Raw genomic sequence first — 18581 nt, 5'->3', positions numbered from 1 at the left:
TGCGCGCAAGGTGGTCGTTGGGGCTGGGATTTTGCAGCGCAATGCTTGCAGTGCAAATGACGGCTGCGCAGATGCCCCTGCCCGCCGCCAGGCCGCCCGATGGGGCGACGCTGTTCAAGCAGCAATGCGCGACCTGCCACACGTCAAACATGTCGGATGCCGTCCGGCAGGGACCGTCGCTCTACAAGGTCGTCGGCCGTCACGCCGGCAAGGCCGACGGCTTCAAATATTCCGCGGGCTTCAGCAAGGCCGACTTCGTCTGGGACGACGCCAGGCTCGACGCCTGGCTGACCAATCCGCAGGAGGTGATCCCCGGCGCCGTGATGGCCTACCGGCAGGCCAAGCCGGAAACCCGCGCCATGATCATCGCCTATCTGAAGGAGCTGAACTGAATGGCGAAACCCGTGCATTCGATGATCCGCGTGTTCGACGAAGGAAAAGCGCTCGACTTCTACCAGCGCGCGTTTGGCCTGGAGATCGCGGACAACCTGAGATTTCCCGATTTCGCGCTGATCTATCTGCGCCATCCCTCCTCGCCGTTCGAGGTCGAGCTCACGGTCAACTTCGATCGCAAGGAGCCCTACACGCTCGGCGACGGCTACGGCCATCTCGCCGTCATCGTCGATGACGTCGATGCCGAGCACGCGCGCTTCGAAAAGGAGAAACTGTCGCCCGGGCCGCTGCGCGACTTCAAGCACGACGGCAAGACGCTGGCGCGCTTCTTCTTCGTCTCCGATCCCGACGGCTACAAGATCGAGGTGATCCAGCGCGGCGGGCGCTTCGGCTAGAGCATGCTCAGACAACAAGGCAATTGCACAAATAAAAATTGACGGAGGAACCCATGAGAGAAATCGATCGACGCAGCAAATATGACCGGCGTGTCTTTCTCAAAGGCGCGGCCGTGACCGCACCCGCAGTCGCGATTGCGACCTCGACGGGGCTCGGCATCACCGATGCGTGGGCCGAAGGCGCCACGACGCTGACGCCGGCCACGATGAAGACGCTGCTCAAGATGGCGCGCGACATCTATCCGCACGATTTCCTCGGCGACAGCTACTACATAGCAGCGGTCAAGCCGTATGACGAGAAGGCCGCGAAGGATCCGGCGGTCAAGTCGCTGATCAATGACGGCGTCACGAGGCTCGATCAGGCGGCCAACGACCGCCACAAGATGCCTTATGTCGAGGTCGCCTGGGAAAACGATCGCGTCGCGCTGCTGCAACAGATCGAACCGAGCGCCTTCTTCCAGAAGATCCGCGGCGACCTCATCGTCTCCATCTACAACAACAAGGAGGTGTGGCCGCGGTTCGGCTACGAGGGCTCCTCGGCCGAGCATGGCGGCTACATCAAGCGCGGCTTCGCCGATATCGACTGGCTGCCGAAGGTCTAACGGGTCGGGAGGAAACAATGGCAAAATTCGATCTGAATGACAGCGGCGTTGTGGTGATCGTCGGCTCCGGTGCCGGCGGCGGAACGCTCGGCAATGAGCTGGCGCAGAAGGGCGTCAAGGTCGTGATCCTGGAGGCCGGCCCGCGCATCGAGAACCAGGACTTCATCAACGATGAATGGGACAGCTTCACCCAGCTCGCCTGGTCCGACGCGCGTTCGACCTCGGGCAGCTGGCGCGTCCACCAGGACTTTCCGGGCCTTCCGGCCTGGATCGTGAAGGCGGTCGGCGGCTCGACCACGCACTGGGCCGGTGCGTCACTGCGGTTCGACGAGCACGAGTTCAAGATCAAGTCGGCCTATGGCACCATTCCCGGCGCCAACCTGATCGACTGGCCGATCACGCTCGCCGAGATGGAGCCGTGGTACGCCAAGGCCGAGGACAAGATGGGCGTCACCCGCACCAACGGCATCCCAGGGCTGCCCGGCAACAATAACTTCAAGGTGATGGAAGCCGGCGCGAAGAAGCTCGGCTACAAGGAGGTGCACACCGGGCGGATGGCGATCAACAGCGAGCCGCGCGACGGCCGCGGCTCCTGCCAGCAGATCGGCTTCTGCTTCCAGGGCTGCAAGTCGGGCGCCAAATGGTCGACGCTCTACACCGAGATCCCGAAGGGCGAAGCCACCGGCAATCTCGAAGTGCGCCCCGGCAGCATGGTGATCAAGATCGAGCACGACCAGTCCGGCAAGGTCACCGGCGTGGTCTACGCCGATGCGACGGGCGCGATGCAGCGCCAGAAGGCCCGCGTCGTCGCGGTCGCCGGCAACTCGATCGAGAGCCCGCGGCTCTTGCTCAACAGCGCGTCCAGCATGTTCCCGGACGGGCTCGCCAATTCATCCGGCCAGGTCGGCCGCAACTACATGCGGCATATGACCGGCAGCGTGTATGCGAGCTTCGAGAAATCGGTGCACATGTATCGCGGCACCACGATGGCCGGCATCATCCGCGACGAGGCCAAGAACGATCCGAAGCGCGGCTTCGTCGGCGGCTACGAGATGGAGACGCTGTCGCTCGGCCTGCCCTTCATGGCCGCGTTCCTCAATCCCGGCGCCTGGGGACGCAGCTTCACCAGCGCGATCGAGGGCTATCCGCGGATGGCCGGCATGTGGCTGGTCGGCGAGGACATGCCGCAGGAGACCAACCGCATCACGCTGGATCCGAAGATCAAGGACAAGTTCGGCATGCCGGTCGCCAGCGTGCATTTCGACGATCATCCGAACGACGTCGCGATGCGCGACCATGCCTACAAGCAGGGCTCCGCGGTCTATGAGGCGGTCGGTGCCACCGTCACCTATCCGACGCCGCCCTATCCCTCGACCCACAACATGGGCACCAACCGGATGAGCGAGAAGCCGCGCGACGGCGTGGTCAACAAGTTCGGCCAGACCCACGACATCAAGAACCTGTTCGTTTCCGACGGCAGCCAGTTCACGTCAGGCGCAGCGTGCAACCCGACGCTGACGATCGTGTCGCTGGCGATCCGCCAGGCCGACCACATCGCCGGCGCGATGCAGCGCAAGGAGATCTAGACCAGACGACCATTCGAACCGAGTCGCGGATTCCGCCTCACCTCGCCCCGCGTGCGGGGAGAGGTCGGAGCGCATCGTTAGATGCGTTCCGGGTGAGGGGGAGCCTCCGCAAACGCAGCTGTCACCGGATACGCGGAGACGGCCCCTCACCCCAACCCTCTCCCCGTAAGAACGGGGCGAGGGAGCGCAGCGCCGTCGTGGTCGCCACTGCGCTTTAGCAAGAAAATACAATTCCCCTCTCACTGAAGCGGCCTTGCCCAACTGGACAGGGCCGCTTTCTTCTTTGCGTGATGGACCGGTGCGAAATCTATTCCGCCGCATCCATGATCGCCGTCGTCCCGCGATAGTCCGGGACCACCGCCGGCGCGTTGGCCTTGGCGCGGTAGATCAGGCAGGAGCAGCGCAGCAGCGAGGCGAAATTGTTCACCTCGCCGTGATGATCGAGCACCTCGTTGTGCAGGGTGGTGAGGAACTTGGCCAGCGTCATGCCTTCCTTGGCCGCGATCTCCTCCAGCGTGTCCCAGAACGACATTTCCAGCCGGATCGAGGTGCAATGGCCGTCGATCCGCAACGATCGGGTCTGCGATTCATAGTCGCGTTGCGGCTGATGCGCGAAAAGATGGCACATGGCGTTCCTCCGGCGAGAACTTATAATTTTTCTAAACGATATACCTGTGCGCGCGGCCCCACAATCGGGACGTAGGGCGTGACGCGCCGGCCGCCGAAGCCAAGCGTCTTCAAGGCGATAGGCCGGAATCATCCCCAACCTGCTTGCGGCCGCCAGATCGGTCCCATGCATTTGCCGGCGCGGCGATTTATAGTAGCGGCCAGTCTCGAATCGCGCTCCGAACGTCCAATCCATGCCTGTCCGCCAGCTTCCCGAACAGCTCGTCAACCGCATCGCCGCCGGCGAAGTGGTCGAACGCCCCGCGAGCGTGGTCAAGGAACTGGTCGAGAACGCGATCGACGCCGGCGCCAGCCGGATCGACGTTTTCACCGATGGCGGCGGGCGGCGCCGGATCGGCATCACCGACGATGGCGGCGGCATGACCCGCGCCGACCTCGCGCTTGCGGTCGACCGTCACGCCACCTCCAAGCTCGACGACGAAGACCTGCTGCGCATCCGCACGCTCGGCTTCCGCGGCGAGGCGCTGCCCTCGATCGGGGCGGTCGCAAAGCTCGGCATCACGACGCGTCATGCCAGCGAGCCGCATGCCTGGTCGCTGTCGGTCGAAGGCGGCGAGAAGTCGGAGGTCATGCCGGCCGCGCTCGGCCAGGGCACCCGCGTCGAGGTCAACGAACTCTTCTACGCAACGCCGGCGCGGCTGAAATTCCTCAAGACCGACCGCACCGAGGCGGAGGCGATCCGCGAGGTGGTGCGCCGCCTCGGCATGGCGCGCCCGGACATCGCCTTCACGCTGGCCGGCGAAGACCGCGCGCCGGTCACCTGGGCCGCAGCGCTGCCCGGCGCGGCCGGCCGGCTGACCCGGCTCGGCGACATCCTGGGTGCGGATTTTCGTGCCAACGCGATCGAGGTGCGCGCCGAGCGCGAGGGCGTCGTGGTCGAAGGCTTTGCCGCCGCGCCGTCGCTGACCCGCGCCAATGCGCTCGGGCAATATCTGTTCGTCAACGGCCGCCCGGTGCGCGACAAGCTGATCCTCGGCGCCGTGCGCGCGGCCTATTCCGACTATCTGCCACGCGACCGCCATCCCGTCGTGGCGCTGTTCGTGACCTGCGACCCCGAGGGCGTCGATGCCAATGTGCATCCGGCCAAGACCGAGGTGCGCTTCCGCAATGCCGGCCTGGTCCGCGCGCTGATCGTGCACGCCCTGAAGGAAGGCCTCGCACGCGAAGGCAGGCGCACCGCGGCCAATACCGCCGACGGCGCCGCGCTCTCGGCCTTCCGCCCCGCCTTCACCACGCCGCCGCGTCCGGGCAATTGGGACTGGCGCGGCTCGCCGTCCTATCCGGCTGGTCCGATGCGCGCGTTCGAGGGCGCGGCGGCGCCCGCCTTCGCCGAGCCCGGACAGGCCGCCTTCGACGTCGGCATGCCGACCGCCGACGTGCGCTTCGAGGCCGCGCCCGCGCCCGACCTGCTCGACCGGCCGCTCGGCGCCGCGCGCACCCAGATCCACGAGACCTACATCGTCTCGCAGACCCGCGACGGCCTCATCGTGGTCGACCAGCACGCGGCGCATGAGCGCATCGTCTATGAGAAGCTGAAGGCCTCGCTGGCGAAGAACGGCGTGCAGCGGCAGATCCTCTTGATCCCCGAGATCGTCGAGCTCGATGAGGCGACTGTCGAGAAGATGCTCGATCGCACCGAGGAATTGGCATCGTTCGGGCTCGCGATCGAATCCTTCGGCCCCGGCGCGGTCGCCGTGCGCGAAACGCCCTCGCTGCTCGGCAAGGCCAATGCGGCCGGTCTCTTGCGCGACCTTGCCGAGCACATGGCCGAGTGGGACGAGGCGCTGCCGCTGGAGCGCCGGCTGATGCACGTCGCCGCCACCATGGCCTGCCACGGCTCGGTCCGCGCCGGCCGCCGCCTCAAGCCGGAAGAGATGAACGCACTGCTCCGCGAGATGGAAGACACGCCGAACTCCGGCCAGTGCAACCACGGCCGCCCGACCTATGTCGAATTGAAGCTGAGCGATATCGAGAAGCTGTTCGGGCGAAGATAAGACCGCATACTCCGGTGTCATCGCCCGGCTTGACCGGGCGATCCAGTACGCCGCGGCGATCGTGATCAATCGAGAAGCCGCGGCGCACTGGATCACCCGCATGCGCGGGTGATGACAGCACAACAAGCGGCAACATTACGCCTTGCGAAGAAACACGAACTCCGTGTCGTCATAGGCGCGCCGCTCGAGCTCCTCGAAGCCCTCGGGTGCCGCGAACGCCGCGGCCTTTGCCTCTTCCACCACGAGCAGCGCGCCCGGCGTCAGCCAGCCGCCGTCGCGCAGCGAGGCGAGCGCCTTGTCGGCCAGCCCCTTGCCATAGGGCGGATCGAGAAACACCAGCGAGAACGGCTCGACCGGATGCGCCGGTCCAAGATCGGTGGCATCGCGGCGATAGACCTTGGTCGTGCCGCCGAGGCCGAGCGACTCGACATTGTTGCGCAGCAGCGCGCGCGCCTCGGCGCCATTGTCGACGAACAGCGTGAACCTGGCGCCGCGCGAGACGGCCTCGATGCCGAGCGCGCCGGTGCCGGCAAACAGATCGAGCACGCGCGCGTCCTCAACCGGATTGTCGTAGGCGTGGATCAGAATGTTGAACACGGACTCGCGCAGGCGGTCCGCGGTCGGACGAATCTCGCGGCCCGCAGGCGAAGCGAGATTGCGGCCCTTCAGCCTGCCCCCGACGACGCGCATCGACCGTTACTCGTCCCGCGGCTTGAGATCGCGCTTGCCGTGATAGCCGCGCTTGGGACGGCGCGGCGGGCCGTAGCCGTTGGCCTCGTCTTCATTGCGGGCACGCGCTTCCTCGCTGCCGGTGCGCTGCACCAGCACGCGGCGGCCCTTGCGATCGTTGATGGTTTCGCGCTTGCTGGGCTTCGGCTTCCTGGCCGGCGCATCGTCGCCGTCGGCTGCGTCACGCTGCTCCGGCCGCGTGAAGTCGGCACCCGCGATCTTGGCGATCTTCTCGCCGAGCTGCTCGCGCAGCACCCGCGTCTTGACCTCCTCGACCTTGCCCTCCTCGAGCTCGCCGAGCTGGAACGGGCCGTAGGAGATCCGGATCAGGCGGTTCACCTCGAGCCCGAGATGCGCCATCACGTTGCGCACCTCGCGGTTCTTGCCTTCGCGGATCGCGAACACCACCCACACATTGGCGCTCTGGTCGCGTTCCAATGTCGCGTCGATCGGCCCGTATTTGACGCCGTCGACCTCGACGCCGCCCTTGAGCTGGTCGAGCTGGCCCTGCGTCACCTCGCCATGCGCGCGCACGCGGTAACGGCGCAGCCATCCGGTGTCGGGATGCTCCAGCGTCCGTGCCAGGCCGCCGTCGTTGGTCAGCAGCAACAGGCCTTCGGTGTTGAAATCGAGCCGGCCGATCGAGATCAGCCGCGGCAGGCCCTCGGGCAGATTGTCGAACACGGTCGGCCGCCCCTCGGGATCGGCATGCGTCGTCATCAGCCCACGCGGCTTGTGATACATGAACAGCCGCGTCCGCTCGCGCGGCGGCAACGGCTTGCCGTCGACCGCCACGACATCGTTGTCGGTGATATCGAGCGCCGGCGAGTTGATCACGCGTCCGTTGACGGTGACGCGCCCTTGCGTGACGATCTCCTCGGCATCGCGGCGCGAGGCAAGACCGGCGCGCGCCAATACCTTGGCGATGCGTTCACCTGTCTTCTTCGGCTTCGGCTCGGGACGCTCGCGCCGGTCGTCGGTGGCGCGTTCGCGATAGGCACCGCGGCCGCCGAAGGCCGGGCGCTTCGCAAAGATCCTGCTGTCGTCCTCATTGTCGCGGCGCGGCCGGTCGGAGAAGCGACCCTCGCTGCGCGGGTGCTCCTGCCAGTCGGTGCGGCCTTCGGGCCGCTCACGCCGGCGATTGTCGCGGCCACCATCTTCATCATGACGATCCCAGCGCGGCCGGCCGAACTTCGGACGATCACCCTGCTCGCGGTCGTCGCGTGACTTCGAGAACCGCGGACGTTCGCCGCCACCGCGATCGTCGCGCGAACGCGAAAAGCGCGGGCGCTCGTCGCCGCCGCGGTCGTCGCGCGGTTTGCGATCCCGCTTTTGCCAGGGCTTCTCGTCGCCGCGGTCGCGGCCCTCGAAGTCGCGGTCGCGCTTGAAGCGCGGCCGATCGCCGAAATCGCGGCGCGGTGCGTCGCCATCCTCGCGGCGACGGAACGGGCGGCCTTCGCCCTTGTCCCCGAACGAGCGCTTGTCACGATCGCCGCGCGAAAACTTCCTGTCGTCGAATTTGCGCTCGGCGCGATCGCCGCGCGGCGCAAAGCTCCGCTTCTCGCCGTCGCGGTCGCCACGCGGCGTGTAGGGGCGCTTCTCGCGATCGCCATAGGACCGCTTTTCACCGAACTTGCGGTCGGACGACCGGCCCTCCGAACGCGCGCCACCGCGCTGCGGACGATCGCCCGCATCAAAGTCGCGGCGCTCGCCGCGCGGCTTGAACGGGCGCTTTCCGCCCCCCTCGCCGCCTCGGTCGTCGCGCTTGAAGCGCGGCCGGTCGCCGTAATCGCGGCGCGGCGCATCGCCGTCCTCACGGCGGCGGAACGAGCGGCCCTCGCCCTTGTCGCCGAACGAGCGCTTGTCGCGATCACCACCTTTGCCGCCGAAGCTGCGCTTGCCGAACGGCTTGTCCGATCCGCGGGAACCACTGGGCCGCCCCTTCCCGGGCGCCCCCCGGTCCCGCCGGCCGCGCGGGGAATCGTTGTTTTTGTCGCTGTCGCGGGGCATGAATGTTCTCGCCTGGAGGTTCAATTGGGGCGCAGGGCAACCGGCGATACGCGCGCCATCTGGGCGCGACTGGCGCAAAACCGGCATCCACTTCTGCTGAAGGCGACGCTACTAGCAGGTTTCTTCCGATGATACGAGGCATGTCCGCCCCTTCTTTCATGGATTTGGCGCTAAAAACCGCCGAAAGTGCCGGAAAAGCTGGCGAGGTTCCGATCGGATGCGTGATCGTGCGGGGCTACGAGGTGATCGCCACCGCCGGCAACCGCACCCTGACCGACCACGATCCGACGGCCCATGCGGAAATCCTTGCGATCCGGCAGGCCGCCGAGGCCATCGGCACCGAGCGGCTGGTCGATTGCGACCTCTACGTGACGCTGGAGCCCTGCACCATGTGTGCCGGCGCGATCTCCTTTGCCCGCATCCGCCGGCTCTATTACGGCGCCGCCGACCCCAAGGGCGGCGCGGTCGAGTCAGGCGTCCGGTTCTTCGCGCAGCCGACCTGCCACCATGTGCCGGAGGTCTATGGCGCGGTCGGCGAGACCGAGTCCGCGCGCCTGCTGCGCGAGTTCTTCAGGGAGCGGCGGTAGGTGCACGAAAGACAGACCCGTCATCCCGAGGTGCGAGCGCAGCGAGCCAAGAGGCGAGCACCCCGGGAGGACGGGACTGAAGGCGGGACAACATGTCCGTCGTCGTCCCTGCGAAAGCACTAGTGCATCTACACGTTTGTCGGGCCATTTGCGAGGATTTGGAAGCGGGCCATTCCGGTGTGGAAGGTGATTGGTCCAGGTGGACGGTGGGAGGCGTAGCCGGTCCATCCGCCGAGTTTTGCGATGATCCATGCCGCCCAAGCAAGAGTGTTGGGGCGATGGTGGTTTTTCTGAAGCTCGGTGCGACCTTTCATGGTTTTGTTGATGGCCCTGAGCGTCTCGATCTCTTCTGCGGTGAAGACAAATTCAGCCGGCAATTCTTCGCCACTGTTGCGGGCCTGAACGAGTTGAATGACGATACATGCCGCTCTGGTGGCGACCGCCACGAGCTTGATCAGGCCTTCGGCGCTCTCGATCTGACTATCCTCGATGCGCAAACCCTGGCTCTTCAGCGAGCGAAAGAGTTGCTCAATGATCCAGCGCTGGCGGTACCAGGAGACGATCTGCCAGGCGTCTTTAACGGTGGCGACCGGATGAGTGGTCAGGAGCAGCCAGCGAATGGGCTCCGCACCTCTCGGCGGATGCAACTCGACCACTTCTACGAAGCTGAGTTTGATGCCCTCCGCCAAGTCGGTGACGCCGGGCCTCTGCGGCCGCTTGAGCACGACGGTTCCGAAGCGCATCGAGAGATGGGCCTGCCGGCCGCGCCGATCCATTCGCTGCGGCAGATCGATCACCGCGTTGTCGCAGAAGCGGCTCCGCTCGACCGCCTGATAAAGTGTGTCGCCATCGACCAGCGCATGGTCGTGCATGGCACGCGACAAAAGATGGACATTCTCAGCTGGCGTCAGCGCCCAGTGAGCAAAGAAATCCCCCTCGCGGTCGTTGACGACGGTGATCATGCGGGCATCTGCCAGGACGTCGCGGCCTTGCTCGGCGGCCGTCACCCAGCGCGCCGACTCCTTGTCGGCCAAGGCGCGCCGCTCATGCGGGATTTTTACCTTGCCTTTGCGCGTCCAAACGTTGCCGCCAGTAAGGCCAAGACAGACCCCGCTGTCGGCATCCACCGCCATCATCACATGCAACAGCACGCCGCGAGCATTGCCCTTGCCGACTTTGCCCAGCCCGCGCCGCCGTCCCGCCTGGGTCTGGAACTTGACCTCGCTCGTATCCTGGATCGCCAGCACATGACGCCCGCTGACCGCAGTCCGCGTCTGCGTGCTCCAGCCCTCAATCAATTTATCGATCGTGACTTGGGGGTTGTTCACAAACCGCCAGAACGCCATATTGGCAGCCCAATCGCCCCGGGCCATCTGGCGCAAGCAGACGCTGCGCGTGCAAAGCATAGCCCGGAGAAGCGTCGCCCCCTTTTGTCGAGACGAACGTCCCCGAACTCACCCAAAGACAAATCCGGCTGCATCGCTGGCGCTCCTTCGAATCAAAGCGCCAGTGAGAGAATCATACAACATGCTGCAGAGACGCCACTTCTTGCTGCGCCGAGTCAATCTGTCGCGCCCCAAAACCGTGTAGACACGCTAGTGCGAAAGCAGGGACCCATAACCACAGGGTTTGATTGTTGAGGAAGGCTGTGGCCCCAGCCCTGCGCAACAATGGCCTTCGGTGGTTATGGGTCCCGGCTTTCGCCAGGACGACACCGAATGTTTGGTGCCGCTCCTCCGCCATACATTCAGATTCTCTGAGGTGCGCGCATCGCGCGCGTCTCAGGATGACGGTGCCGCGGTTGCATTACCCCGCCAGGAAAAACTCCCGCAGCAGCTTCGCCGTCGCCTCCGGATTCTCCTCGGGCAGGAAGTGCCCCGACGCCACCGGCGCACCGCTGACATTGGTGGCCCAGGTCTTCCAGGTGTCGAGCGGTGTCGTTGCCGCGCTGGCAACGCCGGCATCGCCCCACAGCGCCAGCATCGGGATCGTGATCTTCTTGCCGGCGTCGACATCGGCCTTGTCGATCTCGTAGTCGGCATAGGCGCCGGCGCGATAGTCCTCGCACATCGCATGGATGCGCGCGGGATCGCGGAATGGCGCGAGGTAGTGCTCGAGCGCGCGCGGATCGATCGCCTCCAGCGTCTTGCTCCTGGTCTGGCTCGCCATCTTCTCCTTGAGGAAGAATTCGCCATTGTTGGAGATCAGCGTCTCCGGCAGCGGATAGGGCTGCGCCAGGAACGCCCAGTGGTAGATCTTCAGCGCCGAGAGGCGATTGAGCTTCTGCCAGTAATCATAGGTCGGCGCGATATCGAGCACCGCAAGCTTCGACAGCCGGCCGGGATGATCGAGCGCGAGCCGGTACGACACCCGGCCGCCGCGGTCGTGGCCGGCGAGCGCGAAATGCACGTGCCCGAGTTGCTCCATCACCTCGACCATGGTCTTCGCCCAGGCCCGCTTGGTGTAGGGCGTATGGTCCTTGTCGCTGTCGGGCATGTCGGACCAGCCGTAGCCCGGCAGGTCGGCGATGATCAGCGTGAACCTGTCGTCGAGTTTCGGCGCCACCGTGTGCCACATCACATGCGTCGAGGAGAAGCCGTGCAGCAGCAGCAATGGCGGGCCCTTGCCGCCGACGCGGGCGAAGATGCGGCCCTGCGAGGTGTTGATCCATTCGGACGCATAGCCGGGAAAAAGATCAGCGAGATCAGGCATCGGTAGCTCCTTCCCTGGGGCGGCCGCGCTGCTTCAAACTTTGTTCGGCGTTGCCGCTGACTTTGGCGAGGTTTATGCCATCCTCAAGTCCTGCCAACAACAACATGAAACGAGGAAGTGCCATGTCGATCGACTTCGAAATTCCCGCCGAAGCCAAGGCGATCCGCGAGAAGGTTCGCAAATTCGTCCACGACGAATGCATTCCGGCGGAAAAGGAACTCGACACCAAGCCGCTTGCCGAGGTGCTGGGACCGCTGCGGAAGAAGGCCCGCGCGCAGGGCCTGTGGTGCCCGTTCGTGCCCAAGGAGTATGGCGGTATGGGCCTCGGCCCGCTCGCCAACGCCCTGGTGCAGATGGAGCTCGGCGAGAGCATGCTCGGCGCGCTCTCGATGAACACGCAGGGACCGGACGACGCTTCGATGATGACGATCCTGGCGCACGGCACCGAGCACCAGAAGGAAAAATTCCTCAAGCCCCTGTTGAACGGCGAAAAGCGCATCTGCTTCTCGATGACGGAAAAGGCCGCCGGCGCCGATGCCACCGGCATGCAGACCACGGCGGTGAAGGACGGCAACGAGAACTACATCCTCAACGGCGAGAAATGGTTCTCCTCGTCGGCGAGCGTCGCCGACCTCGCGCTGGTCATGGCGAAGACCGATCCCAACGCGCCGCGCCACAAGCAATATTCGACCTTCATCGTCGAGCTGCCCAACCCCGGCTACCGCATCAGGCGCAACGTCGCCAACATGGCGATCGAGGGTCCGCATGACGACGTGATCCATGGCGGCCATTCCGAGATCGAGATCAAGGATCTGAAGGTGCCGGCCGACAACCTGCTCGGCGGCGAGGGCAACGGCTTCAACATGGGCCAGCACCGCCTCGCCTACGGCCGGCTGCGCCACGGCATGCACAACGTCGCCAAGGCGCAGCGCGCGCTCGACATGGCGGCCGCCCATGTCACCAAACGCTCGACCTTCGGCCAGTTGCTGGCCGACCGCCAGGCGGTGCAGTTCATGCTCGCCGACTGCGCGAGCGAGCTCTATATCGGCCGGCTGATGCTGCTGCACATCGCCTACAAGGCCGAGAAGGGCCTCGACATCCGCCAGGAGAACTCGATCGCCAAGATCTTCCACGCCCACATGGTGCACAAGGTGATCGATACCGCGATCCAGCTGCACGGCGCGCTCGGCTTCAGCCAGGATACGCCGCTGGCGAAGTGGTACACCCAGGTGCGCTCGCAGCGGCTGGTCGACGGCCCCGACGAGGTGCACAAGTGGAAGATCGGCAAGAACGTCATCAAGGCGTTCCGCGAGCACGGCACCACAGCGTCAGCGGCGGGCGGGGATTTGCTTTAGCCCACTTCGTCATTCCGGGGCGGCGCAACGCGCCGAACCCGGAATCTCGAGATGAGGTGAGAAGGTGTCCACAACATCGAGATTCCGGATCGACGCGCGATGCGCGTCGTCCGGAATGACGGCGTGGGGCCGAACCTAGCCGCTCGCCGCAAACAGCTCCCATGTCCCGGGCAGTCCCTTCAGCTCGAACGCGCCGCGCTCGGCGAATTTCAACCCGGCGCCCGCGACCAGATCGGTCACCACGCGTGACACCAGCACCTCGTTCGAGCCGCACTGCGACATCACGCGCGCCGCGGCGTGGACCGTTATGCCGCCGATATCCGCCCCCCTCACCTCGATCTCGCCGGTGTGCAGGCCCGCTCGTACCGGCAGGCCGATCTGCCGCGCGGCCGAGCCGAACGCCAGCGCACAGCGTACGGCGCGGCCGGGACCGTCGAAGGTCGCCAGAATGCCGTCGCCGGTGCTCTTCACCAGATGGCCGCGATGGCGGCCGACCACCTGCTGCGCGAGTTGATCGTGATCGTCGAGCAGACGTCGCCAACGATGATCACCCATCGCGGCGGCGCTGCGGGTCGAATCGACGATATCGGTGAACAGCACGGTCGCAAGCACACGGTCGAGCTCGGCATCACCACCATCGCGATGGCCGGTGACGAATTCCTCAATATCGCCGAGCATCGCCTCGGTCTCGCCGACCCAATAGTAGTGATCGCAGCCGGGATATTCGACGTATTTCGCGGCGGGGATCGAGCGCGCGACGGCACGGCCGAGTGCCACGGGAACGCGGGCATCGCCGGTCCGATGCAGGACAAGCGTCGGAGTCTGGAGCACCGGCAGGATCGTCGTGACGTCGATCGCGCGATTGAGGATGAGCAGCGTCCGCAACGCTCCCGGACTGCTCGACAGCCGCTCGAATTTCGCGATCTGCGCGATCACTTCTGCATTCGTTGCCTGGCTCGGCGCGACGGTCTTGACCGTGTCGCCAGAACCCCAGCTCTGCACGATCTCGTCGCAGCGCTGCTGCCACACGCCGTCCGGCAGGCGATCCTTGGAGCGGGCAAAGCTGCCGAGCAGAACGAGATGCGAAACGCGGTCCGGATAGGTCGCTGCAAACAGCACACTCATCGGGCATCCCTCGGAGAAGCCGAACAACACCGCCTTCGCGGAGCCGATGGCATCCATGATGGCCCGGACGTCGTCCATGCGCTGCTCGAGGGAGGGCGCGCCGGTCATCCGATCCGACAATCCCTGTCCGCGTTTGTCGAAGGTCACGACCCGGGCGAAGCGCGACAGGCGGCGCAGCACGGCGGTGTAGCCGGGCATCTCGTGCATGAACTCGATGTGCGAGAACAGGCCGGGGACAAGGATGATGTCGACAGGACCATCGCCCATCACCTGATAGGCGATGCTCGCGTCGGCGCTTTGCGCGTAGTGGGTCTCGGGCAGTCTGAAATCGGTCATTCGAAGGCCCCGGGGCGCGCCATTGTCGCCGCTGAGGCCGGATCGATCAACCCTTCTCCGCCTCCACCGCCTGCCAGGCGATGTCGTGGCGGCAGAAGCCGTCCGGCCATTTGATGCGATCGACGGACTGATAGGCGCGGTCGCGCGCCTCGGTCACCGTCTTGCCCATCGCGCAGACGTTCAGCACCCGGCCGCCATTGGCGATGATTGCGCCATCCTTCGCAACCGTGCCGGCGTGGAAGATCTCGACGCCCTCGACCTTGGCCGCGTCGTCGAGGCCATCGATCCGCGTGCCCTTGATGTAGTCGCCGGGATAGCCCTTCGCCGCCATCACCACCGTCAGCGCCGGGTCCGGATACCAGCGCAGATCGAAGTTCTTCAATTGCCCGTCGATCGAGGCGAGCAGCGCCGGCACGATGTCCGACATCATCCGCAGCATCAGCACCTGGCACTCGGGATCGCCGAAGCGGACATTGTACTCGAACAGTTTTGGGCCCTGCGCGGTCAGCATCACGCCGGCATAGAGCACTCCCTTGAACGGCGTGCCGCGGCTCTTCATCCCGGCAACCGTCGGCAGGATGATCCGCGCCATGATCTGGTCGTGCACCTCAGGCGTCACGAACGGCGTCGGCGAATAGGCGCCCATGCCGCCGGTGTTCGGCCCCTTGTCGTGATCGAACACCCGCTTGTGGTCCTGCGCCGAGGCCAGCGGAATCGCGGTCTCGCCGTCGCACAGCGCGAAGAAGCTGATCTCGCGGCCCGACAAGAATTCCTCGATCACGACCTCGGCGCCGGCCGAGCCGAACGCGCCCTCGAACATCATCGCAATCGCGGCCTCGGCCTCGGGCAGCGTCTGCGCCACCACGACGCCCTTGCCGGCCGCAAGCCCGTCGGCCTTGACCACGATCGGCGCGCCCTGGGCGCGGACATAGGCCACCGCGTCCTTTGCATTGTCGAAGCGGCGATAGGCACCGGTCGGAATGTTGAACTCGCTGCAGAGGTCCTTGGTAAAACCCTTCGAGCCCTCGAGCTGGGCGGCCTGCCGGCTCGGTCCGAACGCCTTGATGCCTTCAGCGGCGAGGTCGTCGACGATCCCGGCGGCGAGCGGCGTCTCCGGACCGACCACCACCAGATCGACCGCATTGCCCCGGCAGAATTCGATCACCGCGGCATGGTCGGCGATATCGAGCGCAACGCATTCGGCCTCGCGCGCGATCCCGGCATTGCCCGGCGCGCACCACAGTTTCGTCACCAGCGGGGATGCGGCGATCTTCCACGCCAGCGCATGTTCGCGGCCACCGGAACCGAGCAGGAGGATGTTCATCTGTGTCGCCGATCAGAGGGGTTGTAACGCCATTTCGTCCGGTTTAGCACGCTCCCGAACCGCGGCAACACGCGGTTCGATCAGATGTGGATATGTGATTCGACGCCCGAAACGCGGCGTCCGGACCTTGCACACGGGGTCGAAAACCCCGATTCTATAGATCAGATGACCGCTGCTCCGAATCTCGTCAACGCGCCTGAATTCACCGTCTCGGAACTCTCTTCCGCCCTGAAGCGGACGGTGGAGGACCGCTTCGGCCATGTCCGTGTCCGCGGCGAGATTTCGGGCTTTCGCGGCCCGCATTCCTCCGGCCACTGCTATTTCGCGCTGAAGGACGAGAGCGCCAAGATCGAGGCCGTGATCTGGAAGTTCGCCCATGCCCGGATGCGCTTCAAGCCGCAGGAGGGCCTCGAGGTCATCGCCACCGGCAAGCTGACCACCTATCCGAACTCCTCGAAGTACCAGATCGTCATCGATTCGCTGGAGCCTGCCGGCGTCGGCGCGCTGATGGCGCTGATGGAGGAGCGCAAGAAGAAGCTCGCGGCCGAGGGCCTGTTCGACGAGGCCCGCAAGCAGCTTTTGCCCTGGCTGCCCGAGGTGATCGGCGTCGTCACCTCGCCGACCGGCGCTGTGATCCGCGACATCCTGCACCGGCTGGAGGACCGCTTTCCCCGCCGCGTGCTGGTCTGGCCGGTCAAGGTGCAGGGCGACGGCTCGGCCGAACAGGTGGCGGCCGCGATCCGCGGTTTCAACGCGCTGCCGGAGGGCGACAGGATTCCACGGCCTGATCTCTTGATCGTCGCGCGCGGCGGCGGCTCGCTGGAGGACCTCTGGTCGTTCAACGAGGAGATCGTGGTCCGCGCCGCGGCGGAGAGCCATATCCCGCTGATCTCGGCGGTGGGCCATGAGACCGACATCACGCTGATCGACTTCGTCGCCGACAAGCGCGCGCCGACGCCGACCGCCGCCGCCGAGATGGCGGTGCCGGTGCGCAGCGAGCTGTTCGTCGAGGTTGCCGCGCTCGCCCGCCGCACCATGGTGTGCTGGCAGCGTGCCCAGGAGGCGCGCCGCAACGAGCTGCGCGCCGCGGCGCGGGCGCTGCCGGCGGCGCACGAACTGCTGGCGATCCCGCGGCAACGGCTCGATCATCTCGCAGCAGGTTTGCCACGCGGGCTGAAGGCCAATACGCACGCGCATTTCCGCCGCTTTGCCGCGAGCAGTTCGCGCCTCACCATCGGCGTGCTGCGCGGCCAGATCGCGCATGCGCGGCAGAGGCTCACCGCATCCGGCGAGCGCATCACGCTATCGGCGCGCGCGCTGCTGCATCGCCGCCGCGAGCGCTTCAGCGGGCTCGAGATCCGGCTCAAGGCCTCGAAGCTCGCCAACGCCAAGGCCCAGCGCAACGCCATCGCCCGCGACCTCGAGCGCACCCACCGCCTCGCCGAGCGCGCCCGCCGCGCGCTGGAGACGACGATGCAGCGGCTCGAGGCACGCGTTGCCCATAGCGGCCAGCTGTTGTCGGCGCTGTCCTATCGCGGCGTGCTGGCGCGCGGCTTTGCGCTGGTGCGCGACGCGCACGGCCACGCCCTGCACTCCGCCGCGGCGGTCGGCCCGAACGCCGGCCTGTCGATCGAATTCGCCGATGGCCGCGTCGCCGCCACCGCGAACGCCGATCAGCCCCCGGCGTCGGTGGCGCCCGAGAGCCAGCCGAAGCCTCAGCCGCGCGAGGCGAAACCGGCAGCGCCGAAGCGCGTCACCAAGCCGGTCGATCAGGGCAGCTTGTTCTAGCCCGGCAACAGCTGTCCTAGCGCGACAGCCACTCGGCGACTTGCTTTTGCGCATCCTTGCGCGCGCCGGTATCGGTGCCGACGTGACCGCGCTCGGCGATCTCGGCATCGGAGGCCGCGACCGCGTGCAGCGGCAGGTTGGGCCGGTCGAAGTCGTGATAGGCCTCGGGATAGACCACGATCCGCGCCAGCGCGCTGCGGCCGCGGGCGCCGTCGACCATCTGGTGGCAGGCCGATGACGATGTCACGTCGTCGCGCGCGCCGATCAGCACCAGCGTCGGCACCCGCGCGCTCCAGCCGAGGCCGAACGAGGCGCGGCAATCCGGATAGAATGCGACCGCCGAGCGAAAGTCCGGCTCGACGTTGCGTGACCACATCTGCGGCCGCACCGCCCACAGCAAAGCGGCGGCGCCGTTGCCCCAGCCGATCAGGCTGATGCGGTGCTTGGCCACCCATTTCTGCTGCGCCAGCCACTGCCGCGCCGCGTTGATGTCGGCGACCCGCGCACGGCGGGTCTGGACCTGATGCTCTTTGATGCGGCACTGCGGACCGAGCGCGCGCGAGCCGTAGCTGTCCGGCAGCAGCACCGCATGGCCGGTCGTCAGCAATTGCTCGGCCCAGTCGCGATAGCGCGGCAGCACCAGCTCGGAACGGCCGGCGAGACCGCCGCAGCCATGCAGCGCGATGACGGCCGGGAACGGGCCGTCGCCATCGGGCCGGTAGAGCTGCGCGTGCAGCGTGACGTTGCCTTCGGGGATCTCGACCTGATGCGGGTCCGGGAGCGGCGCCGCGGCCGCGGCCGGCACGGCAAGCATGGCGAGGCACATGAAAACTGACGTGAGGCGCATCCGATCCGGCCGGCTCGTTATGGCGCTGCAAACACAGCGGACCACGGCCGCAAGGCTACCATGCGCGTCCGCCGCCAAATCATCACAAGTCGGTGGTTTAACGGGCGGACA

General features: G+C 66.2%; 16 protein-coding genes. 8 read left to right on the top strand and 8 right to left on the bottom strand.

All coding sequences use genetic code 11. The annotated features are described in order from the left end of the window. Window positions 1-71 precede the first annotated feature (71 nt). The 4 genes from ACVMIH_RS34040 to ACVMIH_RS34025 are packed head-to-tail and all read left to right on the top strand — an operon-like array spanning window position 72 to window position 2976. Window positions 72-392, top strand: coding sequence for a c-type cytochrome (locus tag ACVMIH_RS34040; RefSeq protein WP_057016662.1), 321 nt, complete (start codon window positions 72-74; stop codon window positions 390-392). Then, on the top strand, window positions 393-788 hold the full coding sequence (locus ACVMIH_RS34035; RefSeq protein WP_057016635.1) for a VOC family protein: 396 nt from the start codon (window positions 393-395) through the stop codon (window positions 786-788). Between the two features lie 53 nt (window positions 789-841). Then, window positions 842-1390 (top strand): twin-arginine translocation pathway signal, encoded by a 549-nt coding sequence (locus ACVMIH_RS34030; RefSeq protein ID WP_057016636.1) that lies wholly within the window; start codon window positions 842-844, stop codon window positions 1388-1390. 17 nt (window positions 1391-1407) lie between these two features. Next, window positions 1408-2976: a GMC family oxidoreductase gene (locus ACVMIH_RS34025; protein ID WP_253604242.1), complete on the top strand. Its 1569-nt coding sequence runs from the start codon at window positions 1408-1410 to the stop codon at window positions 2974-2976. A 307-nt stretch (window positions 2977-3283) separates the two neighbouring features. On the opposite strand, the gene ACVMIH_RS34020 is transcribed toward ACVMIH_RS34025, so the two are convergent. Next, the gene (locus ACVMIH_RS34020) at window positions 3284-3604 is read right to left on the bottom strand and encodes a ribbon-helix-helix domain-containing protein (protein WP_456853158.1); all 321 of its coding nucleotides are present in this window, start codon (window positions 3602-3604) and stop codon (window positions 3284-3286) included. A 232-nt stretch (window positions 3605-3836) separates the two neighbouring features. Between ACVMIH_RS34020 and mutL the strand changes: the two genes are divergently transcribed. Further along, entirely contained in the window at window positions 3837-5657 is a 1821-nt protein-coding gene (gene mutL / locus ACVMIH_RS34015; RefSeq protein WP_456853160.1) for a DNA mismatch repair endonuclease MutL, read from the top strand. A 135-nt stretch (window positions 5658-5792) separates the two neighbouring features. Here the strand turns inward: mutL and rsmD are convergent, their stop codons facing one another. Together rsmD and ACVMIH_RS34005 are read right to left on the bottom strand one after the other, a co-directional pair. Continuing rightward, window positions 5793-6347, bottom strand: coding sequence for a 16S rRNA (guanine(966)-N(2))-methyltransferase RsmD (gene rsmD, locus ACVMIH_RS34010; protein ID WP_076825565.1), 555 nt, complete (start codon window positions 6345-6347; stop codon window positions 5793-5795). A 6-nt stretch (window positions 6348-6353) separates the two neighbouring features. After that, a complete protein-coding gene (locus tag ACVMIH_RS34005; RefSeq protein ID WP_456853162.1) occupies window positions 6354-8396 on the bottom strand; it encodes a pseudouridine synthase in 2043 nt (680 codons plus the stop codon). Window positions 8397-8536: 140 nt separating this feature from the next. Between ACVMIH_RS34005 and ACVMIH_RS34000 the strand changes: the two genes are divergently transcribed. Further along, complete coding sequence (locus ACVMIH_RS34000) at window positions 8537-8983, top strand: nucleoside deaminase (protein ID WP_225163883.1); 447 nt, start codon at window positions 8537-8539, stop codon at window positions 8981-8983. A gap of 128 nt (window positions 8984-9111) precedes the next feature. Here the strand turns inward: ACVMIH_RS34000 and ACVMIH_RS33995 are convergent, their stop codons facing one another. Next, window positions 9112-10356, bottom strand: a complete 1245-nt coding sequence (locus ACVMIH_RS33995) for an IS4 family transposase (protein WP_456866597.1) — start codon at window positions 10354-10356, stop codon at window positions 9112-9114. Window positions 10357-10789: 433 nt separating this feature from the next. Further along, complete coding sequence (locus ACVMIH_RS33990; RefSeq protein WP_456853166.1) at window positions 10790-11695, bottom strand: alpha/beta fold hydrolase; 906 nt, start codon at window positions 11693-11695, stop codon at window positions 10790-10792. Window positions 11696-11817: 122 nt separating this feature from the next. Here ACVMIH_RS33990 and ACVMIH_RS33985 point away from each other — a divergent pair, with 122 nt between their 5' ends. After that, the gene (locus tag ACVMIH_RS33985) at window positions 11818-13050 is read left to right on the top strand and encodes an acyl-CoA dehydrogenase family protein (protein ID WP_456853168.1); all 1233 of its coding nucleotides are present in this window, start codon (window positions 11818-11820) and stop codon (window positions 13048-13050) included. 135 nt (window positions 13051-13185) lie between these two features. Here the strand turns inward: ACVMIH_RS33985 and ACVMIH_RS33980 are convergent, their stop codons facing one another. Together ACVMIH_RS33980 and purD are read right to left on the bottom strand one after the other, a co-directional pair. Further along, window positions 13186-14511 carry an adenylate/guanylate cyclase domain-containing protein gene (locus ACVMIH_RS33980; protein WP_456864770.1) on the bottom strand — a complete coding sequence of 442 codons (1326 nt, stop codon included), beginning with the start codon at window positions 14509-14511 and terminating at the stop codon, window positions 13186-13188. 46 nt (window positions 14512-14557) lie between these two features. Next, entirely contained in the window at window positions 14558-15835 is a 1278-nt protein-coding gene (gene purD / locus ACVMIH_RS33975; RefSeq protein ID WP_456864768.1) for a phosphoribosylamine--glycine ligase, read from the bottom strand. Between the two features lie 165 nt (window positions 15836-16000). Here purD and xseA point away from each other — a divergent pair, with 165 nt between their 5' ends. Further along, window positions 16001-17623: an exodeoxyribonuclease VII large subunit gene (xseA, locus tag ACVMIH_RS33970; protein WP_456864766.1), complete on the top strand. Its 1623-nt coding sequence runs from the start codon at window positions 16001-16003 to the stop codon at window positions 17621-17623. Window positions 17624-17639: 16 nt separating this feature from the next. On the opposite strand, the gene ACVMIH_RS33965 is transcribed toward xseA, so the two are convergent. After that, window positions 17640-18437 (bottom strand): dienelactone hydrolase family protein, encoded by a 798-nt coding sequence (locus ACVMIH_RS33965; RefSeq protein ID WP_456864765.1) that lies wholly within the window; start codon window positions 18435-18437, stop codon window positions 17640-17642. Window positions 18438-18581: the final 144 nt, after the last annotated feature.

This window comes from Bradyrhizobium sp. USDA 4503 (assembly GCF_054055815.1).
Note: the sequence above shows the minus strand (reverse complement) of the source record. Positions and strands in the feature narration are given on the sequence as shown.